Origin of the sequence: Propionicimonas sp., assembly GCF_049840635.1 — a bacterium.
GTDB lineage: Bacteria > Actinomycetota > Actinomycetes > Propionibacteriales > Propionibacteriaceae > Propionicimonas.
Genome location: NZ_JASGKL010000005.1, coordinates 2664562 through 2685758, shown reverse-complemented (window position 1 = coordinate 2685758; position 21197 = coordinate 2664562). Strand labels below are relative to the sequence as shown.

The 21197-nt window shown below is 71.1% G+C and carries 22 protein-coding genes; 6 read left to right on the top strand and 16 right to left on the bottom strand.

Going from position 1 to position 21197, the window contains the following annotated elements:
- Positions 1–3 precede the first annotated feature (3 nt).
- The 8 genes from QM779_RS17980 to dapA form a co-directional block, all read right to left on the bottom strand.
- Positions 4–963 carry a carbohydrate ABC transporter permease gene (locus tag QM779_RS17980; RefSeq protein WP_428538288.1) on the bottom strand — a complete coding sequence of 320 codons (960 nt, stop codon included), beginning with the start codon at positions 961–963 and terminating at the stop codon, positions 4–6.
- A 2-nt stretch (positions 964–965) separates the two neighbouring features.
- Complete coding sequence (locus QM779_RS17975; RefSeq protein WP_428538285.1) at positions 966–2234, bottom strand: sugar ABC transporter substrate-binding protein; 1269 nt, start codon at positions 2232–2234, stop codon at positions 966–968.
- A gap of 1089 nt (positions 2235–3323) precedes the next feature.
- Positions 3324–4655 carry a DUF222 domain-containing protein gene (locus tag QM779_RS17970; protein ID WP_428538510.1) on the bottom strand — a complete coding sequence of 444 codons (1332 nt, stop codon included), beginning with the start codon at positions 4653–4655 and terminating at the stop codon, positions 3324–3326.
- 219 nt (positions 4656–4874) lie between these two features.
- A complete protein-coding gene (locus tag QM779_RS17965) occupies positions 4875–6020 on the bottom strand; it encodes an Mrp/NBP35 family ATP-binding protein (RefSeq protein ID WP_428538282.1) in 1146 nt (381 codons plus the stop codon).
- A gap of 53 nt (positions 6021–6073) precedes the next feature.
- Entirely contained in the window at positions 6074–6571 is a 498-nt protein-coding gene (locus QM779_RS17960; RefSeq protein ID WP_428538279.1) for a DUF1003 domain-containing protein, read from the bottom strand.
- Positions 6564–7829, bottom strand: coding sequence for a magnesium transporter MgtE N-terminal domain-containing protein (locus tag QM779_RS17955; protein WP_428538276.1), 1266 nt, complete (start codon positions 7827–7829; stop codon positions 6564–6566). The genes QM779_RS17960 and QM779_RS17955 overlap by 8 nt, the downstream gene beginning before the upstream one ends.
- 46 nt (positions 7830–7875) lie before the next feature.
- Positions 7876–8259 carry a sec-independent translocase gene (locus QM779_RS17950; RefSeq protein ID WP_428538273.1) on the bottom strand — a complete coding sequence of 128 codons (384 nt, stop codon included), beginning with the start codon at positions 8257–8259 and terminating at the stop codon, positions 7876–7878.
- Positions 8260–8284: 25 nt separating this feature from the next.
- Positions 8285–9166, bottom strand: a complete 882-nt coding sequence (gene dapA, locus QM779_RS17945; protein WP_428538270.1) for a 4-hydroxy-tetrahydrodipicolinate synthase — start codon at positions 9164–9166, stop codon at positions 8285–8287.
- A gap of 119 nt (positions 9167–9285) precedes the next feature.
- On the opposite strand from dapA, the gene QM779_RS17940 reads away from it, so the two are divergent.
- Positions 9286–9945 carry an O-methyltransferase gene (locus tag QM779_RS17940; protein ID WP_428538267.1) on the top strand — a complete coding sequence of 220 codons (660 nt, stop codon included), beginning with the start codon at positions 9286–9288 and terminating at the stop codon, positions 9943–9945.
- A gap of 352 nt (positions 9946–10297) precedes the next feature.
- On the opposite strand, the gene QM779_RS17935 is transcribed toward QM779_RS17940, so the two are convergent.
- A complete protein-coding gene (locus tag QM779_RS17935) occupies positions 10298–11581 on the bottom strand; it encodes an MFS transporter (protein WP_428538264.1) in 1284 nt (427 codons plus the stop codon).
- Positions 11582–11658: 77 nt separating this feature from the next.
- Between QM779_RS17935 and QM779_RS17930 the strand changes: the two genes are divergently transcribed.
- Positions 11659–12249: a winged helix-turn-helix domain-containing protein gene (locus QM779_RS17930; RefSeq protein ID WP_428538261.1), complete on the top strand. Its 591-nt coding sequence runs from the start codon at positions 11659–11661 to the stop codon at positions 12247–12249.
- 16 nt (positions 12250–12265) lie between these two features.
- Here QM779_RS17930 and glgC read toward each other — a convergent pair whose 3' ends face one another.
- Positions 12266–13492, bottom strand: a complete 1227-nt coding sequence (gene glgC, locus QM779_RS17925; RefSeq protein ID WP_428538258.1) for a glucose-1-phosphate adenylyltransferase — start codon at positions 13490–13492, stop codon at positions 12266–12268.
- A gap of 122 nt (positions 13493–13614) precedes the next feature.
- Here glgC and glgA point away from each other — a divergent pair, with 122 nt between their 5' ends.
- Positions 13615–14811: a glycogen synthase gene (glgA, locus tag QM779_RS17920; protein WP_428538255.1), complete on the top strand. Its 1197-nt coding sequence runs from the start codon at positions 13615–13617 to the stop codon at positions 14809–14811.
- Between the two features lie 62 nt (positions 14812–14873).
- On the opposite strand, the gene QM779_RS17915 is transcribed toward glgA, so the two are convergent.
- The 5 genes from QM779_RS17915 to QM779_RS17895 all read right to left on the bottom strand — a co-directional run bounded on the left by QM779_RS17915 (position 14874) and on the right by QM779_RS17895 (position 17308).
- Complete coding sequence (locus QM779_RS17915; RefSeq protein ID WP_300143940.1) at positions 14874–15044, bottom strand: DUF3117 domain-containing protein; 171 nt, start codon at positions 15042–15044, stop codon at positions 14874–14876.
- Between the two features lie 76 nt (positions 15045–15120).
- Complete coding sequence (locus QM779_RS17910; protein WP_428538251.1) at positions 15121–15378, bottom strand: DivIVA domain-containing protein; 258 nt, start codon at positions 15376–15378, stop codon at positions 15121–15123.
- A 44-nt stretch (positions 15379–15422) separates the two neighbouring features.
- Positions 15423–16187 carry a TIGR00730 family Rossman fold protein gene (locus QM779_RS17905; RefSeq protein ID WP_428538248.1) on the bottom strand — a complete coding sequence of 255 codons (765 nt, stop codon included), beginning with the start codon at positions 16185–16187 and terminating at the stop codon, positions 15423–15425.
- A gap of 54 nt (positions 16188–16241) precedes the next feature.
- Positions 16242–16961 (bottom strand): aminotransferase class V-fold PLP-dependent enzyme, encoded by a 720-nt coding sequence (locus tag QM779_RS17900; protein ID WP_428538245.1) that lies wholly within the window; start codon positions 16959–16961, stop codon positions 16242–16244.
- Entirely contained in the window at positions 16889–17308 is a 420-nt protein-coding gene (locus tag QM779_RS17895) for a hypothetical protein (protein ID WP_428538242.1), read from the bottom strand. Before QM779_RS17895 ends, QM779_RS17900 begins: the two co-directional genes overlap by 73 nt.
- Before the next feature lie 70 nt (positions 17309–17378).
- On the opposite strand from QM779_RS17895, the gene QM779_RS17890 reads away from it, so the two are divergent.
- Positions 17379–18344, top strand: coding sequence for a LysR family transcriptional regulator (locus QM779_RS17890; protein WP_428538239.1), 966 nt, complete (start codon positions 17379–17381; stop codon positions 18342–18344).
- On the opposite strand, the gene dapE is transcribed toward QM779_RS17890, so the two are convergent.
- Positions 18305–19360, bottom strand: a complete 1056-nt coding sequence (dapE, locus tag QM779_RS17885; protein ID WP_428538236.1) for a succinyl-diaminopimelate desuccinylase — start codon at positions 19358–19360, stop codon at positions 18305–18307. The genes QM779_RS17890 and dapE overlap by 40 nt on opposite strands.
- A gap of 42 nt (positions 19361–19402) precedes the next feature.
- On the opposite strand from dapE, the gene dapD reads away from it, so the two are divergent.
- Both dapD and QM779_RS17875 read left to right on the top strand, forming a co-directional pair.
- Positions 19403–20326 (top strand): 2,3,4,5-tetrahydropyridine-2,6-dicarboxylate N-succinyltransferase, encoded by a 924-nt coding sequence (dapD, locus tag QM779_RS17880; RefSeq protein WP_428538233.1) that lies wholly within the window; start codon positions 19403–19405, stop codon positions 20324–20326.
- A 7-nt stretch (positions 20327–20333) separates the two neighbouring features.
- On the top strand, positions 20334–21197 hold the full coding sequence (locus tag QM779_RS17875; protein ID WP_428538230.1) for a hypothetical protein: 864 nt from the start codon (positions 20334–20336) through the stop codon (positions 21195–21197).

The following is a 21197-nucleotide window of genomic DNA, read 5'->3' as shown; positions in this document are numbered from 1 at the left end:
TCCTCACCTGTTCTCGCGCAGCAGCCGGAACTGCAGCGCCGTGACGACGGCGATGACGACGAAGATCAGGTAGCTCATCGCCGCGGCCAGGCCGTAGTTGCCGTAGCCGAACTGGTTGTAGGTGTACATCGACAGCGAGATCGTGCTGTTCAGCGGGCCGCCGGACGTCATCACGAAGGGCTCCTCGAAGAACTGCAGGTAGCCGATCGCCGTGGTCACCGACACGAACAGCAGCGTGGGCCGCAGCAGCGGGAAGGTGATGCTCCAGAACCGCTGCCAGCCGCTCGCGCCGTCGATCGCGGCGGCCTCCTGCAGGGAGGCTGGGACGCCCTGCAGGCCGGCGAGGAAGATGATCATGCCGGTGCCGAAGTTGCGCCAGACGGCCATCATGATCAGCGACGGCATCGCCCAGTGGGGGTCGCCCAGCCAGTTCGGGCCCTGCACGCCGAACCAGCCCAGCACGGTGTTGGCCAGGCCGGTGTCGGGCTGAAGGATGAACCGCCACACCACGGCGACAGCGACGATCGAGGTGATCACCGGGGTGTAGAAGCCGAGCCGGAACACCGAGCGCAGCCGGGTGATCCCCTTGTCCAGGGCGACGGCGGCGAGCAGCGCGACGGCGAGAGTGAGCGGTACCCCGACCAAGACGAAGTAGGCGGTGTTGGCCGCGGCCTTCAGGAAGGTCGGGTCGCCCAGGGCCCGCGCGTAGTTGTCCAGGCCGATGAAGTTCACGGCGAACGGTGTGCGCAGGTCCCTCTGCTTGGTGTCGGTGAAGCTCATGAACAGGCTCTGGAACACCGGCCACACCGTGAACGCCGCGAACAGCAGCGTGAAAGGGATGGCCAGCGTCCACGCTGCCCTCGCCTCGCCGGGATGGCCCCGCCGCCGGGGCGGCGGGACCATCGGTGACGCGGGGGTGGGGGCGGGCACCGGGGCGGCGGGCAGCACGGTGGTCGTCGCCATCGTCAGCTCCCTGTGCCGATCGACTGGGCCTGCGACTGGACGGTCTGGAGCGCGGCCGACACGTCCGCACCGCTCTTGGTCACGTTCTCCAGTTCGGTGTCGAACTTGGCAGCGACCTGCTCCCAGGTCGGGAACGACGGCGGCGCGACCGCGGTCTCCAGCTGCTTCCCGAACGTAGCCAGCTTGGTGTCGGACGCGAGCGCCTCGTCCTGCCACGCCGACTGCACCGAGGGCAGGTCGGTCGACAGCTGGTACCACTTCACCTGCACGTCGGGCTGGGCGAGCCACTGGACGAGCTTCCAGGCCGCGTCCTTGTTCTGCGAGTTCTTGAAGACGGCGAAGTTCGACCCGCCGACGAAGGACGAGGAGGTCTTCCTGACCGGCATCGGCATCACCGAGTACTTGTCGGCGAAGCCCTTGCCGCCGACCTTCTCCACGGCGCTCATCTCCCACGGGCCGGAGATGAACATCGGCTGGCTGCCGTCGACGAAGGAGGGCTCGACGGTCTCGTTCGGCGCCGGCTCGCGGTTGGAGATCCCGTCGGTGAAGAAGCTCTGGTAGTACTGCACGGCCTCGGTCATCTCGGGGGTGTCGAACGTCCACTGGTCGCCGTCGTTCAGCTGCGCGCCGTTGGACCAGGCGAACGGCATCACGCTCTGCCAGGAGCCGGTACCGCCGGGCTGCAGGTTGATCCCCCACTTCGCCCCCGCCTTGTCCTGCATGGCCTTGGCCATCGCCTTGAGGCCGTCCCAGTCGGTGGGCGGCGTGGTGATCCCGGCCTTCTCGGCGAGGTCGGTGCGGTAGTAGACGAGCCGGGTCTCGACATACCAGGGGATGCCGTAGGACGTCCCGTTCACCTCGGTCGTCTTCCACGCGCCGGGGAAGAACACGCTGGAGTCGATCGACGAGGGGGTGGGGTCGAGGGCGTCGAGGCCGGCGAACTCCCCCATCCAGGTCGTGCCGATCATGGCCAGGTCGGGCGTCTTCTGGGCGGTGATCGCGGTGGTGAACTTGTCGTGCGCAGAGCTCCACGGGATCGGGGTGACCGTGATCTTCACGTCCGGGTTGTCGGCCTCGAAGTCCTTCAGCAGGGTGGGCAGGTTCTCTCCCTCCGCGCCCATCGCCCAGATCGTGAGCTCGCCGGTGGCGGGCCCGCTGGCGACGGTGCTGGACGGCGCGGGCGCGCTCGCCTGGGTGTCGGCCGGACGTCCGCAGCCGGCGAGGGCGAGGGCGATCGCGGTGAGTGCGACGGCGAGGACGGGTCTTCTCATGGTTCCTCCTTGGTGGTCGGTCAGGCGGGCCGCGTCCACGGGCTGCGGGGGCAGCCACAGAACCCGCGCCACGGCAGTGGGCAGGGACATGGAGACCTCGTGGGAGACGCCGCCGATGGCGTCGCGCAACGAGGACGCGGCGAGCTGACCTGTTCGCCGGACCCGATCGGTGGTGTTCGATTCAGGTCCTCACGGGTCCAGCGAACCTCGTGGGGGGTGCAAGCGCTTACGCACGCCCAGTACCCCGCCGGACGCAGCCCCTCACGCCGCTACGCAAGGGTGAGTACGCGTCCGCCGCACCCGGCCTGGACCGAAAGGGGGACGGTTCTCGTTCCGCGCCACTTTCGACCGATGGTGGGACGAAAGCGACGCGAGTGGGAAACCGTCCCGCGCGTCACGGCACGACGGGGTCGTCCCGCGCCACATCACGTCACGGTCCCTGAGGAGCCCGGACGGCGAGGAACGAGCAGCCCAGGCGTGACGAAGGGCCGCCCCCACCGGTGCGCGTGACCCGATCTCCACGTGAGTGCGGCGCAACTCGGAGTGGCGCGTTTCCAGGGACGGTTCTACTTCCGCGCCACCGGCACGAAAGAACCGTCCCCGCGAGCCGGGGGCAAAGAACCGTGCCGGGCGGTTCGGGTGTCCGGACGTCGAGGGCCACCGTTCGAGCGCGAGGGCCACTGCTCGCGTCGAGGGCCATTGCCCGGACACAGGCCCTCGGCGCGAACGGTGGCTCTCGGCGACGAAGGATGGTCCTCAGTGTCCGGCACGACGGGACGGTTCCAGCGGACCGGGCACGAAGGAACCGGCCTGCAACCCCGACCCGGGACGTTGCCGACCACGCCCATGACCATCGCCAGGTCCAGCGAGAGGTAGCGCCGGACCGCGGTTCCCGACCTGCTGGTGATGGCGTCGTAGGAGCCGCCGTCGCCGTAGCCCTCGCATGGCGGCGGGCAAGGCGTATTCGAGTTCGACCGCCAGCACGGCCCGGAATGATATTTGCTTTCCGAACCTGCGCCACCATGTTCTCGCACGCGCGTTTGCCGCAGCTGCGCGTTCTTCACCGAAGACGAAATGTACAACCTCGATTCAGCACTTGAGTTTGAATTTGTTGTGTACGCGTGGTTTTCGGGTGGGGTCGACGCGTTTCGGGGGAAGGATTTCCGGGACGCCGTCTGGTCGGAGTTGGATGGTCCATCGGTCGGCGGTGGGGTCGTGGCCGGGTTCGACGATGCCGTGGTGGTGTGGGCACAACAGTGCGAGGTTGTGGAGTGCGGTCGTCCCGCCGGCCCACCAGGGGGTGAGGTGGTGGGCGTGGCAGTCCCGGGGTGGTTTGTCGCAGCCGGGGAACACACAGCCGGCGTCGCGTTGTTCGAGGGCGATCCGGATCTCGGGGGTGACCAGCCGTTGGGCCCGTCCCACGTCGAGGATCTGCGAGGGGCCGCCGAGGACGATGGGCAGCAGGTCGGCGTCGCACAGCCATTGGCGCAGCACCGAGGCCGGGACCGGCTCCCCGGACCCGACCAGCTGCCCGGCGGGGAACCCGTGGTCGATCGCGGTCTTCGCCAGCGTGTCGTAGGACACGGTCAGGGTGATCCGGGGCCGGTCCCCACCATGGGCGGGGGCGAGCGCGTTCTGGGTGTGTTGGTGGACCATGGCGAGCAGGGCGTCGGCCCGCCACATCGCGGCGGTGAGGTGTTCGGCGAGCGGGTCGAGCCGGTCCAGCCCCCGCCTGGCCTGCGCGGCGTAGGCGTCGAGGATCTGGATGAACGGTTCGGCCTCGGCGACCGGCAGGCTGCCCCGGAACCACACCTGCCCGTGCCCGTCGTGGGTGAAGCTCAGGTGCCGGTTCCGCACCGCCCGGGTGTGCTCCCGCTCCAGCCGTTCCGCTTCACGCGCATCGGCACCCTCAGGATCGAGAACCTCGACCAGATGGTGGGTGAGCCGCCGCAACTCCATCGCGTTGTGGCTGCCGGCGAACTCGACCATCAGTTCTTGAGCTTCGTGGACAGACTGTGCAGGAAGGTCGTCGGGCAGCAGATCGAGAACACCGGTGATCGCCTCCGCCTGCCCGGGCAACACCCTGCCCGCGGCCGCGGCCTGCGCCACCGTGTCGAACCGGGCCAGGCCCTGCCCGGCGGTGATGATCCGGCCCGCCTCCCTGCGGGTCAGGTTCAGCCGGTCAGCCAGCCACGTGCTGGTCGAGGTGCCGTGCTCACGCCACGCCACCTCCCCGGCCTCCACGTGCGCGGCGACACCGGCCTGCCAGGCGTGCAGCCGAGCCCCCAGCCGCACCCCCGCCTCCAACAACTCCAACTGCTCCCGATCACCCGCCAGCCGCAACCGGTCATCGGTCAAGGCGTCCAGCGCAGCATTCAACACGGCGACCAATTCGCCGTCCGTGCACTGCCCGAACCCCATTTCCACAACAACGACGCTACACACCGCCACTGACACTTCTTGCCCGGGCGAAGGCTATTTACGGACGGCGGCAAAGAATGCGCATGAATGCCTATACGGCGTCACCACGGCCGATGGTGGCGGCGGCCCAACGCGGGCACTCGCTGGCGCTCGCTCCTCAGGGACCGTCCTCGGCCGGAGCCCGGAAGTGCCGCACGGGCAGGAACTATCGCCCGAGCCTCAGACGGGGGTCACCCCGAGCTTGAAGCCGGCGAGGTTGCGCTTGCGGCTGGACAGGCGCTCGGCGAGGGCGCCGAGCGCGATCGCGGCCGGACGCATCGGATCGGTCGCGATCAGCGGGACGCCGAGGTCGCCGCTGGAGGACATCTGCGGGTCCATCGGCACCTCCGCCAGCAGCGGCACCTCGTAGCCGAGCCGGGTGCTGAGCGTGCCGGCGACCTCCGCGCCGCCGCCCTTGCCGAACACGTCGACGCGGTGGGTCTGCCCGCAGTGCGGGCACTCCGCGTCCAGGTAGGCCATGTTCTCGACGACGCCGATCACCTTCTGCTCGAGCATCGAGGCCATCGTGCCCGCGCGCTCGGCGACCTCGGCGGCGGCCTGCTGCGGCGTCGTCACGACGATCACCTCCGCGTTGGGCAGCTTCTGGCCCAGCGACAGCGCGACGTCGCCCGTGCCCGGCGGGAGGTCGACGATCAGGAAGTCGAGGTCGCCCCAGTACACGTCGGCGAGGAACTGCTGCAGCGCCCGGTCGAGGATCGGGCCCCGCCACGCGATCACCTGGTCGCGACTCTCCTTCAGCATGCCGATCGAGATCACCCGCATGCCCATCGTCGGCACCGGCATGATCATGCCGTCCACCGACGTCGGCATCGCGTCGACGAGCCCCATCATCTGCGGGATCGAGTGGCCGTAGATGTCCGCGTCCAGCACCCCGACGCTGCGGCCGCGGGCGGCCAGCGCGATCGCAAGGTTCACGGTCACCGAGCTCTTGCCCACCCCCCCCTTGCCGGACGCGACGAGCAGCACCTGGGTGAGCGAGTCCGACCGCGCGAACGGGATCTCGCGGTCGTCCCTGCCGCCGCGCAGCTGCTTCTTCAGCTCGGCCCGCTGCTCCTCGCTCATCGCGCCGAGGCGCACCCGGACGTCGGTGATCCCCTCGATCGTCGCGACGGCCTTCGTCACGTCCGCCTCGATGGTGTTCGACAGCGGGCAGCCGGCGATGGTCAGCAGGATCCCGACGGACGCGGCGCCGTCGGCGTCCACCTCCACCGATTCGACCATGCCGAGATCGGTGATCGGACGCCGGATCTCCGGGTCGATGACGGTGGTGAGGGCCTGGTGGACGGCGTCGACGAGAACGGACATGCCGCAACCCTAATCCGGCCCGCCGCGTTGTCAGAATCCGGGCCGGGGCGTCCTCACGACGAGCGGTCGGCGTCCTTCTCCTCGTCGCGCTCGGTGAGCTCCTCCAGCAGCTCGCGGAGCTCCGAGCGGATGAAGTCGCGCGTCGCCACGTCGTTCATCCGCATCCGCAGGGACGCGATCTCGCGGGCGAGGAAGTCCATGTCGGCCCTGGACTGCTCGGAGACCTCGCGGTCGTGCTCGAGGCTGACCCGGTCCCGCGCCTCCTGCCGGTTCTGCGCGAGCAGGATCAGCGGGGCGGCGTAGGACGCCTGCAGCGACAGCGCGAGGGTGAGGAACAGGAACGGGAACGGGTCGGGCGCGTTCGGGACGAACACGTTCCACAGGATCCACGCGATGATCGCGACGGTCATCCAGAGCAGGAAGTTCGCCGTCCCCATCCAGCGGGCGAACGACTCCGCGAAGGACCCGAACGTGTCCTGGTCCATCCGGACGCGGGGCAGCCACTCGCTGCGACGGCGGCCCGGGGTGTCGAGGCGTTCCTGCCTAGCCATCGCTCACCTCCGCGTCGAGCCGGTCCAGCTGCACCCCGCGCCAGTCGTTGGGCAGGATGTGGTCGAGCACGTCGTCCACGGTCACCGCGCCGAGCAGCCGCCGCTCCGCGTCCACGACCGGCGCGCAGACGAGGTCGTAGGTCGCGAAGTAGCGGCTCACCTGCGCGATGTTGCTCTGCGGTGTGAGCGGGGCGATGTCGGGGTCGATCAGCCCCGCGACCAGCACGGACGGTGGCTCGCGGAGCAGCCGCTGGATGTGCACCGCGCCGAGGAACCGTCCGGTCGGGGTGTCGAGCGGCGGCCGGCACACGAACGCGAGCGCCGCCATCGCCGGCGTGATCTCCTGGCGGCGGACGGAGGCCAGCGCGTCCGCGACCGTCGCGTCGACGTTCAGCACCACCGGCTCGGGGTTCATCAGGCCACCGGCCGTCGCGGCGTCGTACCGCAGCAGCGTCCGGACGTCCTTCGCCTCCTCCGGCTCCATCTGCTCCAGGATCGTCTCGGCCAGGTCGGCGTCGAGCTCCGCGATCAGGTCCGCGGCGTCGTCGGGGTCCATCTCCTCCAGCACGTCGGCCGCCCGCTCGGTGTCGAGGGACGCGATCACGTCCACCTGCTCGTCCTCCGGCAGCTCTTCGAGCGCCTCGGCGAGCCGGTCGTCGTCCATCGCCTGGACGACGGCGGCCCTGAGCATCGGGTCCATGTCGTGCAGCTCGCGGGCGACGTCGGCGGGCTTCAGCTCGGACAGGCGCATCGCCTGCTGCTCCGCGTCGCGGGGGGCCGGGGCCTCGATGAAGTCGGGCACCTCCGACCAGTCGACGATCGTGACGTGGCCGCGCTGGAACGGCCGGCGTCCGGTCTCGCGGAGCGCGACCTCGTCCAGCACCCAGTCGCGGGACCGGTTGTGCTTGATGGCGACGTCGTAGATCGTCTCCGGGCTGGTCGCGCCGACCCGGGTGATCGTGCGGTCGAACAGGTTGTCCACCACCAGCATCTCCCGCTCGCGCTGGGAGAACCGGACCGTGTTGACCAGCCCGGAGATGATCACCTGGTTGGCGTCGATCGACTTCACCCGCTCGATCGGGAAGAAGATCCGCCGCATCGCGAACAGCTCGACCACAAGGCCCTTCACCCGCGGCGGGCGCTTGCCCGAGCGGTTCTGGACGACCACGTCGCGCACCTTGCCCACCTGCTCGCCGTTGGGGTCGAGCATGGGCAGTCCCTTGATCCTCGAGACGAAGATCGACGATGCCGCAGTCACGCCCGCAGGCTATCCCCTGCGGGCACTGCTTCCCAGCAGTTCGGGGTCAGGTGGCCTCGGTGTCGAAGAGGACGGGGACGGGCTCCGGCTCGGGATCGGGGAGGTAGGACGGACGTCCCTCGACCGCGGCCTTCACCGGCTCCAGCTCCGCCTTCAACGGCGTGAGCTCCGACTTCACCGGTTCCAGCTCGGCCTGCATCGGGTCGAGCAGGTGCTTGGTGACCATCGCCTTCGGGTTGGTCAACTCCAGGTCGGCGAACTCCGGGCCGAGTTCCTCGCGCAGGCGGCCCTGCGCGTCGTTGGCGATGTTGCGCAGGTAGTTGATCACGCGGGCGGTCTTGCGGGCGAGCTCCGGCAGCTTCTCCGGGCCGAAGATCACGACTGCCAACACGGCCAAGACCAGGATCTCGGAGATGTTGAAGTCGATCATGGGCGCAAGGGTAGCCGCTGGGGGGTCACAGTCCGGCCGCGGTGAGGATCTGCGTGAACGCCGCGGCCTGGGCCGGCGTCGCGTCCAGCAGCGGCTTGCGGACGGGGCCCGGCTCGAAGCCCCTCGCAGCGAGGCCCGCCTTGACCAGCATGCAGCCCTGGGTGGCGAAGACGCCGAGGTAGACCGGCAGCAGCGCGGCATTCAGGGACGCGGCGCCGGCGACGTCCCCAGCGAGGAAGGCGTCGATCATCGCGCGGGTGCGACGTCCGGTGAAGTGGGTGGACGTGCCGACCACGCCGACCCCGCCCACGGCCATGAGCGGGAGCGTCATGGCGTCATCGCCCGCGTAGAACGCGAGGTCGGTGGCCGCGATCACCTGGGCGGAGTCGACCGGCCTGCCCTTGGCGTCCTTCACGGCCACGATCCGGGGGTGGGCCGCGATCCGGATCAGCGTGTCGGTCTCGACCGGGACGCCGCTTCGATGCGGGATGTCGTAGATGACCACGGGGAGGCCGGTGGCGTCCGCGACGGTGACGAAGTGGTCGGCGATCGCGTCCTGCGGGGGCCGGCTGTAGTACGGCGTGACGACCAGCAGCCCGTGCGCGCCGGCCTGCTCGGCCTGGCGGGCGAGCTCGATCGTGTGGTGGGTGTCGAAGGTGCCGACACCGGCGACGACCCCCGCGCGGTCGCCGACCTCGGCGAGCACGGCCTCGAGGACGGCGAGCTTCTCCGCGTCCGTCGTCGTCGGCGACTCCCCGGTGGTGCCGTTGATGACGAGCGCGTCGTTGCCCTGGTCGTCGACGAGGTGCGCGGCCAGGCGCTTGGCCTCCGCGAGGTTCACCGATCCGTCCGCCCGGAACGGGGTGACCATGGCAGTGAGGACCCGACCGAAAGGCAGCGCTGTCATGGACGCAAGCCTAAGTGCTGGCGCTCCCCTGCACGGCCCGGTCGTCTCACACCGCGCGTCGACCCTGCGATCGGGGCCGGTCTCCCCGCAGGCGCGCGTGGGGCCGTAGGCTGGCACCCGTGAATCCCGCACCGAAGAGTTCCGCTCGCACGGTCTCGCCGTCGACCACGCTCGCCTACGCCGAGGCGTTCGTCGCCGAGCCGGACGGGGCCGCGTCCGCCCGCCAGCGCGGGGAGGACCTCGGCGTCGAGAGCGTCAGCACCGGCGTCGCCGCGACCCTCACCGTGCTGGCACGGATGCTGAACGCCCGCGCGGTCGCGGAGATCGGCACCGGCACGGGGGTCTCCGCGCTGGCGCTGCTCGCCGGGATGGCCGCGGACGGCGTCCTCACCAGCATCGACGCGGAGGCCGAGCACCAGCTCGCGGCCCGCGAGGTGCTGACCGGGGTGGGCATCGCCACCCGGCGCGTGCGGCTGATCGCCGGCCAGGCACTGAATGTCCTGCCCAAGCTCACCGACGGCGCCTACGACCTGGTCCTCGTCGACGGCGACCCGCTGGAGTATGTCGAGTACGTCGCGCAGGCCGAACGGCTGCTGCGTCCCGGCGGGGTGGTCGTGCTCCACCACGCAGTGTGGCAGGGCCTCGTCGCCGACGAGCGCGTCGACGACGACGAGCCGCTGATCATCCGCGAGGCGCTGGCCTCCGTCCTCGAGAACGAGGCGTTCACCCCCGCGCTGCTGCCGGTCGGCGACGGCCTGCTGGTCGCCGTCCGCAACTGAGGCGGCCAGCGCCCGCCCGACGCGGCGCGTTCTGTGAGAGACCCCGGGTCAAGCCCGGGATGACAGGGACCGGCTGCCGGGCGCTGCGAAAACGCACAGTGGATGGCCTGGCGCAGCCCGTAGAGCCACCTCCCGACCATCCAGCGCGCAATTCCGCAGCCGCGCCACACCCCGCCCGACGCGGCGCGTCCTGTGAGGGATCCCGAGTCAAGCCCGGGACGACAGGGACCGGCTCCCGGGCGCGCTGCGAAAACGCACAGTGGATGGCCTGGCGCAGCCCGTAGGGCCGCCTCCCGACCATTGAGTGTGCAATTCCGCAGCAGTGCACCCATCGAAACAGCGCCCGGGCCGCCTACGCGAGCGCCTCGGCGTCCGCGGTCGACAGCGGGAGGTCGGCCCCGTTCCCGAGCGCCCTGGCGAGGTAGCCGCACGCGAGCAGGCACACCAGCACCGCCCCGACGAAGGTCACGGCGAGCCCGAACTGCTCGGCCACCAGACCGCCGGTGAGGGCACCCAGTGGCATCAGCCCGAACCCGAGCGCGCGGCTCGCTCCCCCGACCCGGCCCAGCAGCGGCCCCGGCACGAGCCGCTGGCGCCAGGACTGGGTGACCACGTTGCCGAGCGTATTCACCACCCCGACCACGGTCAGCGTCGCCCCGACCACCCAGGGGTTCGGCCACACAACGGGAAGCAGCAGGAGCGCCGCGCTGCCGAACAGCGACACGTTCACCGTGACCAACTCCCCCACCCGACGCTGCACCGCCTCCACCAGCACCGACCCCAGGACGGCCCCGGCCGCGAAGCCGAGCATCAGCAGCGGGTACTGCGATTCGGTCAGCCCGAGCGCCGAGCCGGGACCGACCACCCAGAGGACGAACACCGCGAAGTAGCCGGTGAAGGCGAAGTTCAGCACGCTGCCCGCGATCACCAGCGGACGCAGCGCCGGGTGCCGGAACAGGAACTCCAGCCCTTCGCGCACCTCGCCCAGCGGGCCGCGACGGCCGTCCTGAAGGAGCCCGCGGTCCTTGCGGAACCGCCCCCGCAGCCCCACGGCCAGCACGAGCGCGGCCAGGGCGGCCAGCGCGGCCGAGGTGCCGAAGCCCACGCCGGCGCCGAGGACGACCAGCGCTCCGGCGAGCGGTGCCCCGAGGAAGGAGTTCGCCACCTGCTGTACGCCCACCACCCGGCCGTTGGCGGCCGACAGCCGGTCGGCGGGCACCAGGTCGGGGACGATCGAGGTCGCCCCGAGGTCGGCGAACACCTCGGTGACGCCGTAGGCGAGCACCAGCAGGACCAGCCACGTCATGGTCAGGCCGCCGGACGCGCCCAGCCACCCCCCGAGGCCGAGCACCGCGGCCCTCGCGGAGAGCGCGACGACCTGCGCGCGACGCCGGTCCACTCTGTCGATCACGACGCCGGCCGCGATGCCGAACAGCAGCCAGGGCAGCCAGGTCGCTGCCGACAGCAGGGAGATCAGCAGTGGTGAGCCGGTCAGTGACAGGGCGAGCAGCGGTGCGAGGGTGCCGAGGATGCCGTCGCCCAGGTTGGCCAGCCCCGTGGAGGCCAACTGTGCGGCGAACGGACGTCCCAGCCCGCGGCCGGCACCCGTCGACCGACCGCCCCCGATCGCTGACATCCGGGCCTCCATCCTCCTAGACTGCTGCCATGCAGAGAGTTCTCTGCAAAGAAATCTATGCAAAGGTATCTCTGCATATGGCGGATGGCAAGAGCGGGGAGGCCCGGCGCACGCCGATCAGCCCGGAGAAGCTGAAGGCGTTCACGCACCCGCTGCGGCTCCGGCTGTACGAGGAGCTGCAACGCCGTGAGTCGGCCACGGCCAGCCAGCTGGCCCGCATCATCGGCGAGAGCAGCGGGCAGACCAGCTACCACCTGCGCCAACTCGAGCGGCACGGCTTCGTGGAGGACGACCCGGCGCACAGCGGCGGCCGCGAGCGCTGGTGGCGTCCGGTCGGCTTCGTGCTGTCGGACCCCGACCTGGCGGACCCGGACACCGGCCCGATCGCGGAGTTGATGATCCGGAACGCCATCGCCGAGCGCGCGGCGGCGCTCACCTCGTGGCTGGACCACCTCGACCCGACGTCCGCCGACGACCAGGGCGCGTTGACCCGGGCGAACCTGAGGCTGACGGCGCAGGAGGCCGACGCCCTCGCCGCCGAGCTGTCAGAAGTCCTCGAGCGCCACTCGGCGGCCGTTCGCGGGCGGACGCCGCCGCCGGGCGCGGGCCGCTACGAGGTGCACGTCGACGTCTTCCCCCTCGCCGTGCCGGAGGAGCCGGCCGGCTGAGGGGCGCCGCCCCGGATCACCAGTTGCCGGGGACCTTCTCGTTCTTGGCGACGACGGTGATGCCGCTCTCCACGTGGAAGCCGCGGGCACGGTCGTGTTCCTGGTTCACGCCGATCTCGACCCCGTCGGGGACGACAACGTTCTTGTCCAGGATCGCGCGCCGGACGACGGCGTTGCGTCCGATCCGGCAGCCGGAGAAGATCACCGACTCCTCGATCTTGGCCCACTTGTCGACCATGACGTTCGGCGAGAGCACCGATCGGTCCACGTCGCCGCCGGAGATGATGCAGCCGGAGGACACGATCGAGTCCTCGGCCGTGCCGCGCAGGGTGAACTTCGCGCCGGGCAGCTGGGCCTGCGACGTCCAGATCGGCCACTTCCGGTTGTACAGGTTGAAGTCGGGCTCGACCGAGACCAGGTCCATGTGCGCGGCGTGGTAGGCCTCGATGGTGCCCACGTCACGCCAGTAGTTGCGGTCCTTCTCCGTGGAGCCGGGGACGTTGTTCGCCGTGAAGTCGTAGACCTGGGCCGAGCCGGCCGCGACGAAGTCGGGGATGATGTTGCCGCCCATGTCGTGGCGCGAGTCGGCGGTCGCCGCGTCGTCGTTGAGCGCCTCGACGAACGCCTTCCGCGTGAACACGTAGTTGCCCATCGACGCGAACGACTCCTCCGGGCTGTCCGGCAGGCCGGGCGGGTCCTTCGGCTTCTCCAGGAAGGCGTTGATCTTCCCGTCGGTGGCCGCGTCGATGATCCCGAACGCGCTCGCCTCCTTGCGGGGGACGCGGATGCCGGCGACGGTCGCGTCCATGCCCGAGGCGATGTGCGAGTTCACCATGTCCTCGACGTTCATCCGGTAGATGTTGTCCGCCCCGAACACGACCACGTAGTCGGGGTCCTCGTCGTTGATCAGGTTCATCGACTGGAAGATCGCGTCCGCGCTGCCCTGGTACCACTGCTTGCCGGTCCGCTGCTGGGCGGGCACGGACGTCACGTAGCTGCCGAGCAGGTTGGACATCCGCCAGGTCAACGAGATGTGCCGGTCCAGGGAGTGCGACTTGTACTGGGTGAGCACGCAGATCTTCGTGAGATCGGAGTTCGCCAGGTTCGACAGGACGAAGTCGATCAGGCGGTAGGTCCCGCCGAACGGGACCGCGGGCTTGGCACGGTCGGCGGTGAGCGGCATCAGCCGCTTTCCCTCGCCCCCCGCCAGGACGATGGACAGGACATTCGGCCCACTAGTCATGCCACTGAACCTAGGCCGTCCGCAGGGTCGCCACAAGGAAACACACGAAATGTCGGACGGGAGCCCGAACCGATCCGCCCAACCCCTCCTCGGCGGAGCATCCGGTGTGACACGATCGCCCCATGGCCCTACGAGTCTCCATCCTCACCAGGGAGTACCCTCCCCACATCTACGGCGGCGCGGGCGTCCATGTCGGCCAGCTCGTGCCCCAGCTGCGCAAGTTCACCGACTACGTCGAGGTCCAGTGCATGGGCGAGCCGCGCGAGGGCGCGACGGCCCACGCCGAGGACTTCCCGCCCGGAGCCAACGCCGCTCTCCGGGTGCTCGGCGCGGACGTGTCGATGGCCAACGCCATCGGCGACGTCGACGTGATCCACTCCCACACCTGGTACGCCAACTTCGCCGGCCTGATCGGCTCGAGGTTCCGCGACGTGCCGCACGTGGTCACGTCCCACTCGCTCGAACCGCACCGGCCCTGGAAGGCCGAGCAGCTCGGCGGTGGCTACCGCGTGTCGTCGTGGGCGGAGAAGACCGCCTTCGAGGACGCCGCGGCCGTCATCTCGGTGAGCGAGGGCATGCGCCGCGACGTCCTGGACTCCTACTCCGCGCTCGACCCCGACCGGGTGTACGTGGTGAAGAACGGGATCGACCCCGACGAGTTCAAACCTGACACCGGCACCGACGTCGTCGACTCCCTCGGCGTCGACCGCGACCGGCCGCTGGTGGTGTTCGTCGGACGGATCACGCGGCAGAAGGGTCTGGTCCACCTCGTCCGCGCCGCGCAGCAGCTCGACCCGGACACCCAGCTGCTGCTGCTCGCCGGCGCCCCGGACACCCCCGAGATCGCGGCCGAGTTCGACGGCGCCTTCGCCGAGCTGAACCGGGTCCGGTCGGGCAGCGTGAAGTGGGTGCAGGAGATGCTGCCTCGCGCGTCGGTGCGCCAGGTGCTCACCCACGCCACCGTGTTCGCCTGCCCTTCGGTGTACGAACCGCTCGGCATCGTGAACCTCGAGGCGATGGCCTGCGAGACCGCCGTCGTCGCGTCCGCCGTGGGCGGCATCCCCGAGGTCGTGGTGGACGGGGAGACCGGCACGCTGGTGCCCTACGACCCCAAGCAGGCCGGCGACCCGGCCTACGTCGCGGCCTTCGAGGACCAGTTCGCCGCGGCGATCAACGAGATCACGCGCGATCCCGCCCTCGCCGAGCGCTACGGCAGGGCCGGTCGGCAGCGGTGCATCGAGGAGTTCTCCTGGGAGAAGATCGCGCGGGAGACGATCGCTGTGTACGAGAAGGCGATCGCGTTCCACCAGTCGCGCTGACGACGGAAACGAAAGAATGCGGGCCCCGGGGATCTCCCGGGGCCCGCATTTCTCGATCAGGTTCAGGCGACGACGACGCCCTCCAGCGCGGCCTTCAGTTCCGCCGCCTCGGTGGCGTTCATCTCGATGACGAGCCGGCCGCCGCCTTCAGCGGGGATGCGCATGGCGATCACGCGACCCTCCTTGGCCACCTCGATCGGCCCGTCGCCGGTCCGCGGTTTCATCGCTGCCATCGCATACCTCAATTTCTGGCTGGTTGTGGATCCAACTCCCCCATTATTCCATCCCCCGCCGACTGGCGGGGCACGCTCAGGACTCCGGGCGCTGGTCGGTGTCGAGCTGGCGGGCCAGGAGTTCCAGCAGTTCGTCCACCTGCTGCATCGAGTAGCCACGCGTGACGACGCCGAAACGCAGGCCCCTCAGGTCGTCGCCGGTGAGCTCCCCGGACGGGAGGTGCGGACGCGGCGTGTCGGTCACGGTGGACGGCATCTCGCCCAGTTGCCCGCTCGCGGCCACGGCCGCCAGACCGAGGATCGCCACCGCGATCATCCACAGGACCCACTCCATGCGCGGAACTCTACCCAGCCGGGGCCCCGTCGAACGCCAACCGCCTACATCTGCGGCGTCGGCGCGGGCGGGCCAGCCGGTCCGGGACCGGTGACCAGCGCCACGGCCTCGTCGGGGTCGTCGGCCAGCTGGAACAGGTCGAGGTCGCCCGCCGACACGTAGCCGTCGACGAGGACGCGGTCCTTCAGCCAGCCCAGCAGCGGCGTCCAGAACGCCGACCCGAACAGCACGATCGGGAACGAGGTGACCTTGCCCGTCTGCACGAGGGTGACGGCCTCGAACACCTCGTCCAGCGTCCCCAGGCCGCCCGGCATCACCACGAAGCCCTGCGAGTACTTCAGGAACATCACCTTCCTGGCGAAGAAGTAGCGGAAGTTGATCCCGAGCGACACGTACTTGTTCAGTGACTCCTCGAACGGGAGCTCGATGCCGAGCCCGACCGAGACACCACCGGCCTCCAGCGCCCCCTTGTTCGCCGCTTCCATGATCCCGGGGCCGCCGCCGGTGATCGTCGCGAAGCCGGCCCGCGCCAGCCCTGCGCCGATCCGGACAGCCGCGCCATACATCGGGTCCTTCTTCTGCGTCCGGGCAGAGCCGAACACGCCGATGCCGGGCCCGAGTTCCGCCAGCGTCCCGAACCCCTCCACGAACTCCGCCTGGATGCGCAACACCCGCCACGGGTCGGCGTGCACCCACTCCCCGTCGCCCTTGTTGGCGAGCAGCCGCTCGTCCGTCGTCGTCGGCTGGACCTGGTCGTGGCGCCGGATCACCGGGCCCTGGGTGCGGACGCTCTTGCTCACGGTTCGCATTATCCGGCAGGACGGCGCGGTGCGCGACGGGTCCGCGCGGTACCGCAGGGCCGCTCAGGTCAGCGCAGCCCCCACCGCGGCGACGTCGTCGAGGGTGTTCCAGACGTGAAAGGCGAGCCGCAGGCGTCCCGCCCTGCCCGACGCCCTGATCCCCGCGGCGGCCAGGCGGGCGAGCCCACAGCCGTCGGGATCGGGGAGCGTGACGATCGCGCTGTGCTGCGCGGGCGCGCCCAGCCGGCGGCACGCCTCGGCGCCGAGGGCCGACGCGTGGCGCCAGATCGCGGGGACGTCGGCGCCGGCGAACAGCCCGATCGACACCTCCGCGCCCACGAACGCCTGCCAGGCCGGCGAAACGTCGAAGCGCCGCGCATCGGTGGCGAGCTGCATCCGGGTGCCGTAGATGCTGTCCCACGGGTCGTCCCCGGCGTACCAACCGGCGGCGACCGGACGCAGCCGCGCGGCGAAGTCGGGGGCCACGGTCAGGAACGCGACGCCGCGTGGCGCGCACAGCCACTTGTAGGCGTGGCAGACGGTCGCGTCGAAGCGGCCCGCGTCCACCGGGAACACGCCGGCGGCCTGGGTGAGGTCGACGAGCGTCGCCGCACCACACGCCCTCGCCGCCGCGACGACCGCGTCCGCATCGGCCACCTCGCCTGTCGCGGACTGGACCAACGAGAAGACCACGAGGGCCGTGCGCTCGGTCACCGCCGCGGCGAGCCCGGCCAGCGGCGCCTCCCGCACCACCAGACCATCCACGGCCAGGAACGGGTACACGACCGAGGTGAAGTCCCCGGCCGCGACGAGGACCTCCGAACCCGCAGCAGCGACGCTGCGATGTTGGCGACCAGCGCGGAGGTCTGGGACCCGATCGCGACCTGCGCGACGGGCACCCCCGCGACCCGGGCATAGCTGGCCCGGGTGCGCGCGACCACGTTGTCGTACGCACCCGGGTCCGCCCGACCGCTCCGCCACCGCTCCAGGTCAGCCTGCAACGCCTCGACCGCCCGGCGCGGCACCACCCCACAGGTCGCCGCCGCCAGGTAGCCGGGTCCGACGTCGAATTCGCCGGCCAGCCCGGGCACGGTCAGCAGCGTCGACGGGGCGTTGAGCAGCGCAGTCATGGGACCAGCCTGCTCCGCGTGCCCTGATCACACCAGAGCATGTTTCCTGTCCTATCGATAAGCTGGACGCATGAGTTCGGAGCCGCGCCTCGACCTGCACACGATCCGGATCGTGCGCGCGATCGCCGACCACGGGTCGATCACCGCCGCCGCGGCTGCACTGGGCTACAGCCAGCCGGCGCTCAGCCAGCACCTGCGCAGGGCGGAGGCCCGGCTGGGGGCGCCGCTGGTCCTCCGCGTCGGACGCGGCGTCCGCCTCAGCGAGCCCGGACGCGTCGTCGCGCGGCACTCCGCCACCGTCCTCGCCGCTCTCGCCGCCGCGGAGGACGAGCTCACCCACCTGGTCGACACCACCACGGGGACGGTGCGGGTGGCGGCCTTCCCGAGCGCCTCGTCGACCATCGTCCCCACCCTGATCGCCCGCCTCGCCGAGGGCCACCCCGGCGTCCAGCTCGCCTACACCGAGGCCGAGCCGCCCGAGTCCCTCGCGCTGCTCTCCGACGGCAGCATCGACGTCGCGATCACGTTCAGCTATCCCGGCGACGCCGCCGATCCCCACGCCGAGCTGTCCGGCGCGTCCGTCGTGCCGCTGTTCGACGACCCCGTCGCGGTCGTGCTGCCGGCAGGGCACCGGCTGGCCGGTGCGGCGTCCGTCCGCCTCGCCGACCTCGCCGACGCGGCCTGGATCGCCGGCTGCCCGCTGTGCCGCGGCCACTTGCTGGCCGCGTGCGGCGCGCTGGGGATGACGCCGCGGATCGCCCACGCCACCGACAACTCGGTCGCGGTCCTGGGCCTCGTCGCGGCAGGGGTCGGGGTCGCCCTGCAGCCCCGGCTGGCCCTCGAGCCGCTCGAACTGCCGGCGGGGACGAGCGCCCACGACGTGCTGCCGGCCAGCGACCGGAGCGTGCGGGCCGTCACGGTCCGCGGCGCGGAGGCCGTGCCGACGGTGGGCGCGGTGCTGGCGACTCTGCGCGCGGTCACCGCAGCGCGGCGGCCTCAGGCCAGCCAGCGCAGCAGGGCGTCCCTGCAGGTGTAGAGGTCGGCGACGGGGCAGCACTCGTCGTCGGCGTGGGCCCGGCCCGGGTCCGCGGGCCCGAAGTTCACCGCGGGGACGCCGAGGGCACCGAACCGGGCCACGTCCGTCCACCCGAACTTGGGCCGCGGCTCGCCCCCGACCGCAGCGAGGAACTCCTGCGCGATCGGACGGTCCAGGCCGGGCCGCGCCGCAGGGGCGAAGTCGACGACCTCGAGGTCGTAGCCGGCGAACAGCTGCCGGCAGTGGGCGACGGCGTCCGCCTCGTCGCGGTCGGGAGCGAACCGGAAGTTCACGGTCAGCACGCAGGTGTCCGGGATCACGTTGGTGGCGATGCCGCCGGCGATCCCCACCGCGTTCATCCCCTCGCGGTAGGTGAGGCCGTCGACCTCGACCTCGCGGGGTTCGCAGGCCTGCAACAGCGCGAGCGGGCCCGCGGCGTCGTGGATCGCGTTGTGGCCCAGCCACGACCGGGCCGAGTGCGCGGCGCGTCCCCGCGTGGTGACGGTGAAGCGCAGCGTGCCCTGGCAACCGCCCTCGACGCCGGCGGAGGTCGGCTCCATCAGGACGGCGAAGTCGCCCTCCAGCCACTCCGGGTGCTCGCGGGCGATCCGGGTGAGGGAGTTGTCGGCCGCGGCGACCTCCTCGTGGTCGTAGAAGACCCAGGTGAGGTCGCGGTTCGGCGAGGTCAGCGCGGCCGCGCACGCCAGCGCCACCGCCACCCCGCCCTTCATGTCGGCGGTGCCGCGGCCGTGGACGACGTCGTCGACGAGCCGGGACGGCAGGTTGGCCGCGACCGGAACCGTGTCGAGGTGTCCGGCCACCACGACGCGCTGGTCGCGGCCGAGGTTCGTGCGGGCGATCACGGTGTCGCCGTCCCTGACCACGTCCAGGTGGGGCTGCTCGCGCAGGGCAGCCTCGACGAGGTCCGCGAGTTCCCGTTCGTTCCCGCTGACCGACTCCACGTCCACGATCTGCCGGAACAGGGTCACGAGGTCACCGGTCAGGTCGAGGCGCATGCCCGAAGTCTAGGCATTCGCCCCCTCGGTAGGCTGGCCGCCATGACCCGACCCGCCCACGGCTGGGGCCTGGCGGGAGTCCACGACTCCGGCCAGGTCCTCGACACCTGGTTCCCCGCCCCTGCGCTCGGGGCGGCCACCGACCGCGAGCCTCCCCAGGCCCTGGTCGCCGCCGCCCAGGACGACGACGAGCGGCGCGTGCACACCGAGCCCCGGCTGGTCGAGATCGACCTCGACGCACCGCCCGCGGACACGCCGGACGCGTACCTGCGCCTGCACCTGCTCAGCAGCCGCCTGTGCGCGCCGCGGACGATCGACCTCACCGGGCTGTTCGGGGTCCTTCCGAACGTCGTGTGGACGAACTTCGGTCCGTGTGCGGTCGACGACTTCGAGGACGTCCGGCTCGCCCTGCTGTCCGCCCGGGGGCGCGTCGCCGTCCTCGGCGTGGACAAGTTCCCGCGGATGACCGACTACGTGGTGCCGTCGGGGGTGCGGATCGCCGACGCGGACCGCGTCCGGCTGGGCGCCCACCTCGCCGCGGGCACGACCGTGATGCACGAGGGTTTCGTGAACTTCAACGCCGGGACGCTCGGCACGTCCATGGTGGAGGGCCGGATCTCCGCGGGCGTGATCGTCGGCGACGGCTCGGACATCGGCGGCGGCGCGTCCATCATGGGGACGCTGTCGGGCGGCGGCCAGGAGCAGATCACGATCGGCCGGCGGTGCCTGCTCGGCGCCGAGTCCGGCGTCGGGATCTCCCTGGGCGACGACTGCGTCGTGGAGGCCGGGCTGTACGTGACCGCGGGCACGAAGGTCACGCTCCCCGACGGCTCGGTCGCCAAGGCCCTGCAGCTGAGCGGGCAGAGCGGCCTGATGTTCCTGCGGAACTCCGTGACCGGGGCGGTCGAGGCCCGCTCGCGCACCGGCTCCGGCGTCGAGCTGAACTCGGCGCTGCACGACAACTGAGGTCCGCGTGAAAACGGCCAGGGCAGCGCTCTGGGCAGTCCTGGGGATCGTCGTGGTGCTCGCGCTGGTGGCGGGCGGCGTGGCGCTGTGGGCCGGCTACAACAAGTCGCCACTGCCGATCGAGGACCGCTGCACGGCCACCGCGGGCGACCACACGACGACCATCGACCCCGAGCAGGCGCGCAACGCCGCCATCATCGCGGGGATGTCGATCAAGCGCGGGCTGGTGCCGCGGGCCGCGTCCATCGCGCTGGCGACCGCGTACCAGGAGTCCGGGATCCGCAACCTCGACTACGGGCACGCGGACTCGCTCGGACTGTTCCAGCAGCGGCCGTCGAAGGGCTGGGGCACGCAGGAACAGATCATGGACCCGTGGTATTCGACCCGCTCGTTCTACCGCGAGATGGTGAAGGTCTCCGGCTGGCAGACGAAGGACATCAACGACGTCGCGCAGGCCGTCCAGCGCAGCGCCTACCCCGAGGCGTACCGACGCCACGAGCAGAACGCGCGCACCCTGGCCAGCTCGCTGACCGGGGAGACGCCCGCGTCCTTCACCTGCGTGGTCGCCAAGCCGGCCGTGGCCGACCCCGGGGGGATGGACGACTTCCTGGTCAAGACCCTCGGCAGCGAGAACGTCACGGTCTCCCGGAAGGACGACCGGCTCACCGTCACCGCCGGCTCCCCCATCCAGGCGTGGGCGGTCGCGCACCTGGCGATCGCCAACACGTCCGCCTACGGGCTGTCGGGGGTCACGCTCGGCCCGTACAGCTGGGCGCACTCGACGTCGGGCCTCGCCGAGTGGGTCGGCAACGGGCCGACCGACACCGCCTCCGAGGTGGTGCTGGTGTTCGACGGCGCCACGCCCCGCTGA

What these genes read in the sequence shown, in the direction of transcription:
- QM779_RS17980 (WP_428538288.1), bottom strand. Translation starts at nt 963, where the DNA reads ATGGCGACGACCACCGTGCTGCCCGCCGCCCCGGTGCCCGCCCCCACC.
- QM779_RS17975 (WP_428538285.1), bottom strand. Translation starts at nt 2,234, where the DNA reads ATGAGAAGACCCGTCCTCGCCGTCGCACTCACCGCGATCGCCCTCGCC.
- QM779_RS17970 (WP_428538510.1), bottom strand. Translation starts at nt 4,655, where the DNA reads ATGGGGTTCGGGCAGTGCACGGACGGCGAATTGGTCGCCGTGTTGAAT.
- QM779_RS17965 (WP_428538282.1), bottom strand. Translation starts at nt 6,020, where the DNA reads ATGTCCGTTCTCGTCGACGCCGTCCACCAGGCCCTCACCACCGTCATC.
- QM779_RS17960 (WP_428538279.1), bottom strand. Translation starts at nt 6,571, where the DNA reads ATGGCTAGGCAGGAACGCCTCGACACCCCGGGCCGCCGTCGCAGCGAG.
- QM779_RS17950 (WP_428538273.1), bottom strand. Translation starts at nt 8,259, where the DNA reads ATGATCGACTTCAACATCTCCGAGATCCTGGTCTTGGCCGTGTTGGCA.
- dapA (WP_428538270.1), bottom strand. Translation starts at nt 9,166, where the DNA reads ATGACAGCGCTGCCTTTCGGTCGGGTCCTCACTGCCATGGTCACCCCG.
- QM779_RS17935 (WP_428538264.1), bottom strand. Translation starts at nt 11,581, where the DNA reads ATGTCAGCGATCGGGGGCGGTCGGTCGACGGGTGCCGGCCGCGGGCTG.
- QM779_RS17930 (WP_428538261.1), top strand. Translation starts at nt 11,659, where the DNA reads ATGGCGGATGGCAAGAGCGGGGAGGCCCGGCGCACGCCGATCAGCCCG.
- glgC (WP_428538258.1), bottom strand. Translation starts at nt 13,492, where the DNA reads ATGACTAGTGGGCCGAATGTCCTGTCCATCGTCCTGGCGGGGGGCGAG.
- glgA (WP_428538255.1), top strand. Translation starts at nt 13,615, where the DNA reads ATGGCCCTACGAGTCTCCATCCTCACCAGGGAGTACCCTCCCCACATC.
- QM779_RS17915 (WP_300143940.1), bottom strand. Translation starts at nt 15,044, where the DNA reads ATGGCAGCGATGAAACCGCGGACCGGCGACGGGCCGATCGAGGTGGCC.
- QM779_RS17910 (WP_428538251.1), bottom strand. Translation starts at nt 15,378, where the DNA reads ATGGAGTGGGTCCTGTGGATGATCGCGGTGGCGATCCTCGGTCTGGCG.
- QM779_RS17905 (WP_428538248.1), bottom strand. Translation starts at nt 16,187, where the DNA reads ATGCGAACCGTGAGCAAGAGCGTCCGCACCCAGGGCCCGGTGATCCGG.
- QM779_RS17895 (WP_428538242.1), bottom strand. Translation starts at nt 17,308, where the DNA reads ATGACTGCGCTGCTCAACGCCCCGTCGACGCTGCTGACCGTGCCCGGG.
- QM779_RS17890 (WP_428538239.1), top strand. Translation starts at nt 17,379, where the DNA reads ATGAGTTCGGAGCCGCGCCTCGACCTGCACACGATCCGGATCGTGCGC.
- dapE (WP_428538236.1), bottom strand. Translation starts at nt 19,360, where the DNA reads ATGCGCCTCGACCTGACCGGTGACCTCGTGACCCTGTTCCGGCAGATC.
- dapD (WP_428538233.1), top strand. Translation starts at nt 19,403, where the DNA reads ATGACCCGACCCGCCCACGGCTGGGGCCTGGCGGGAGTCCACGACTCC.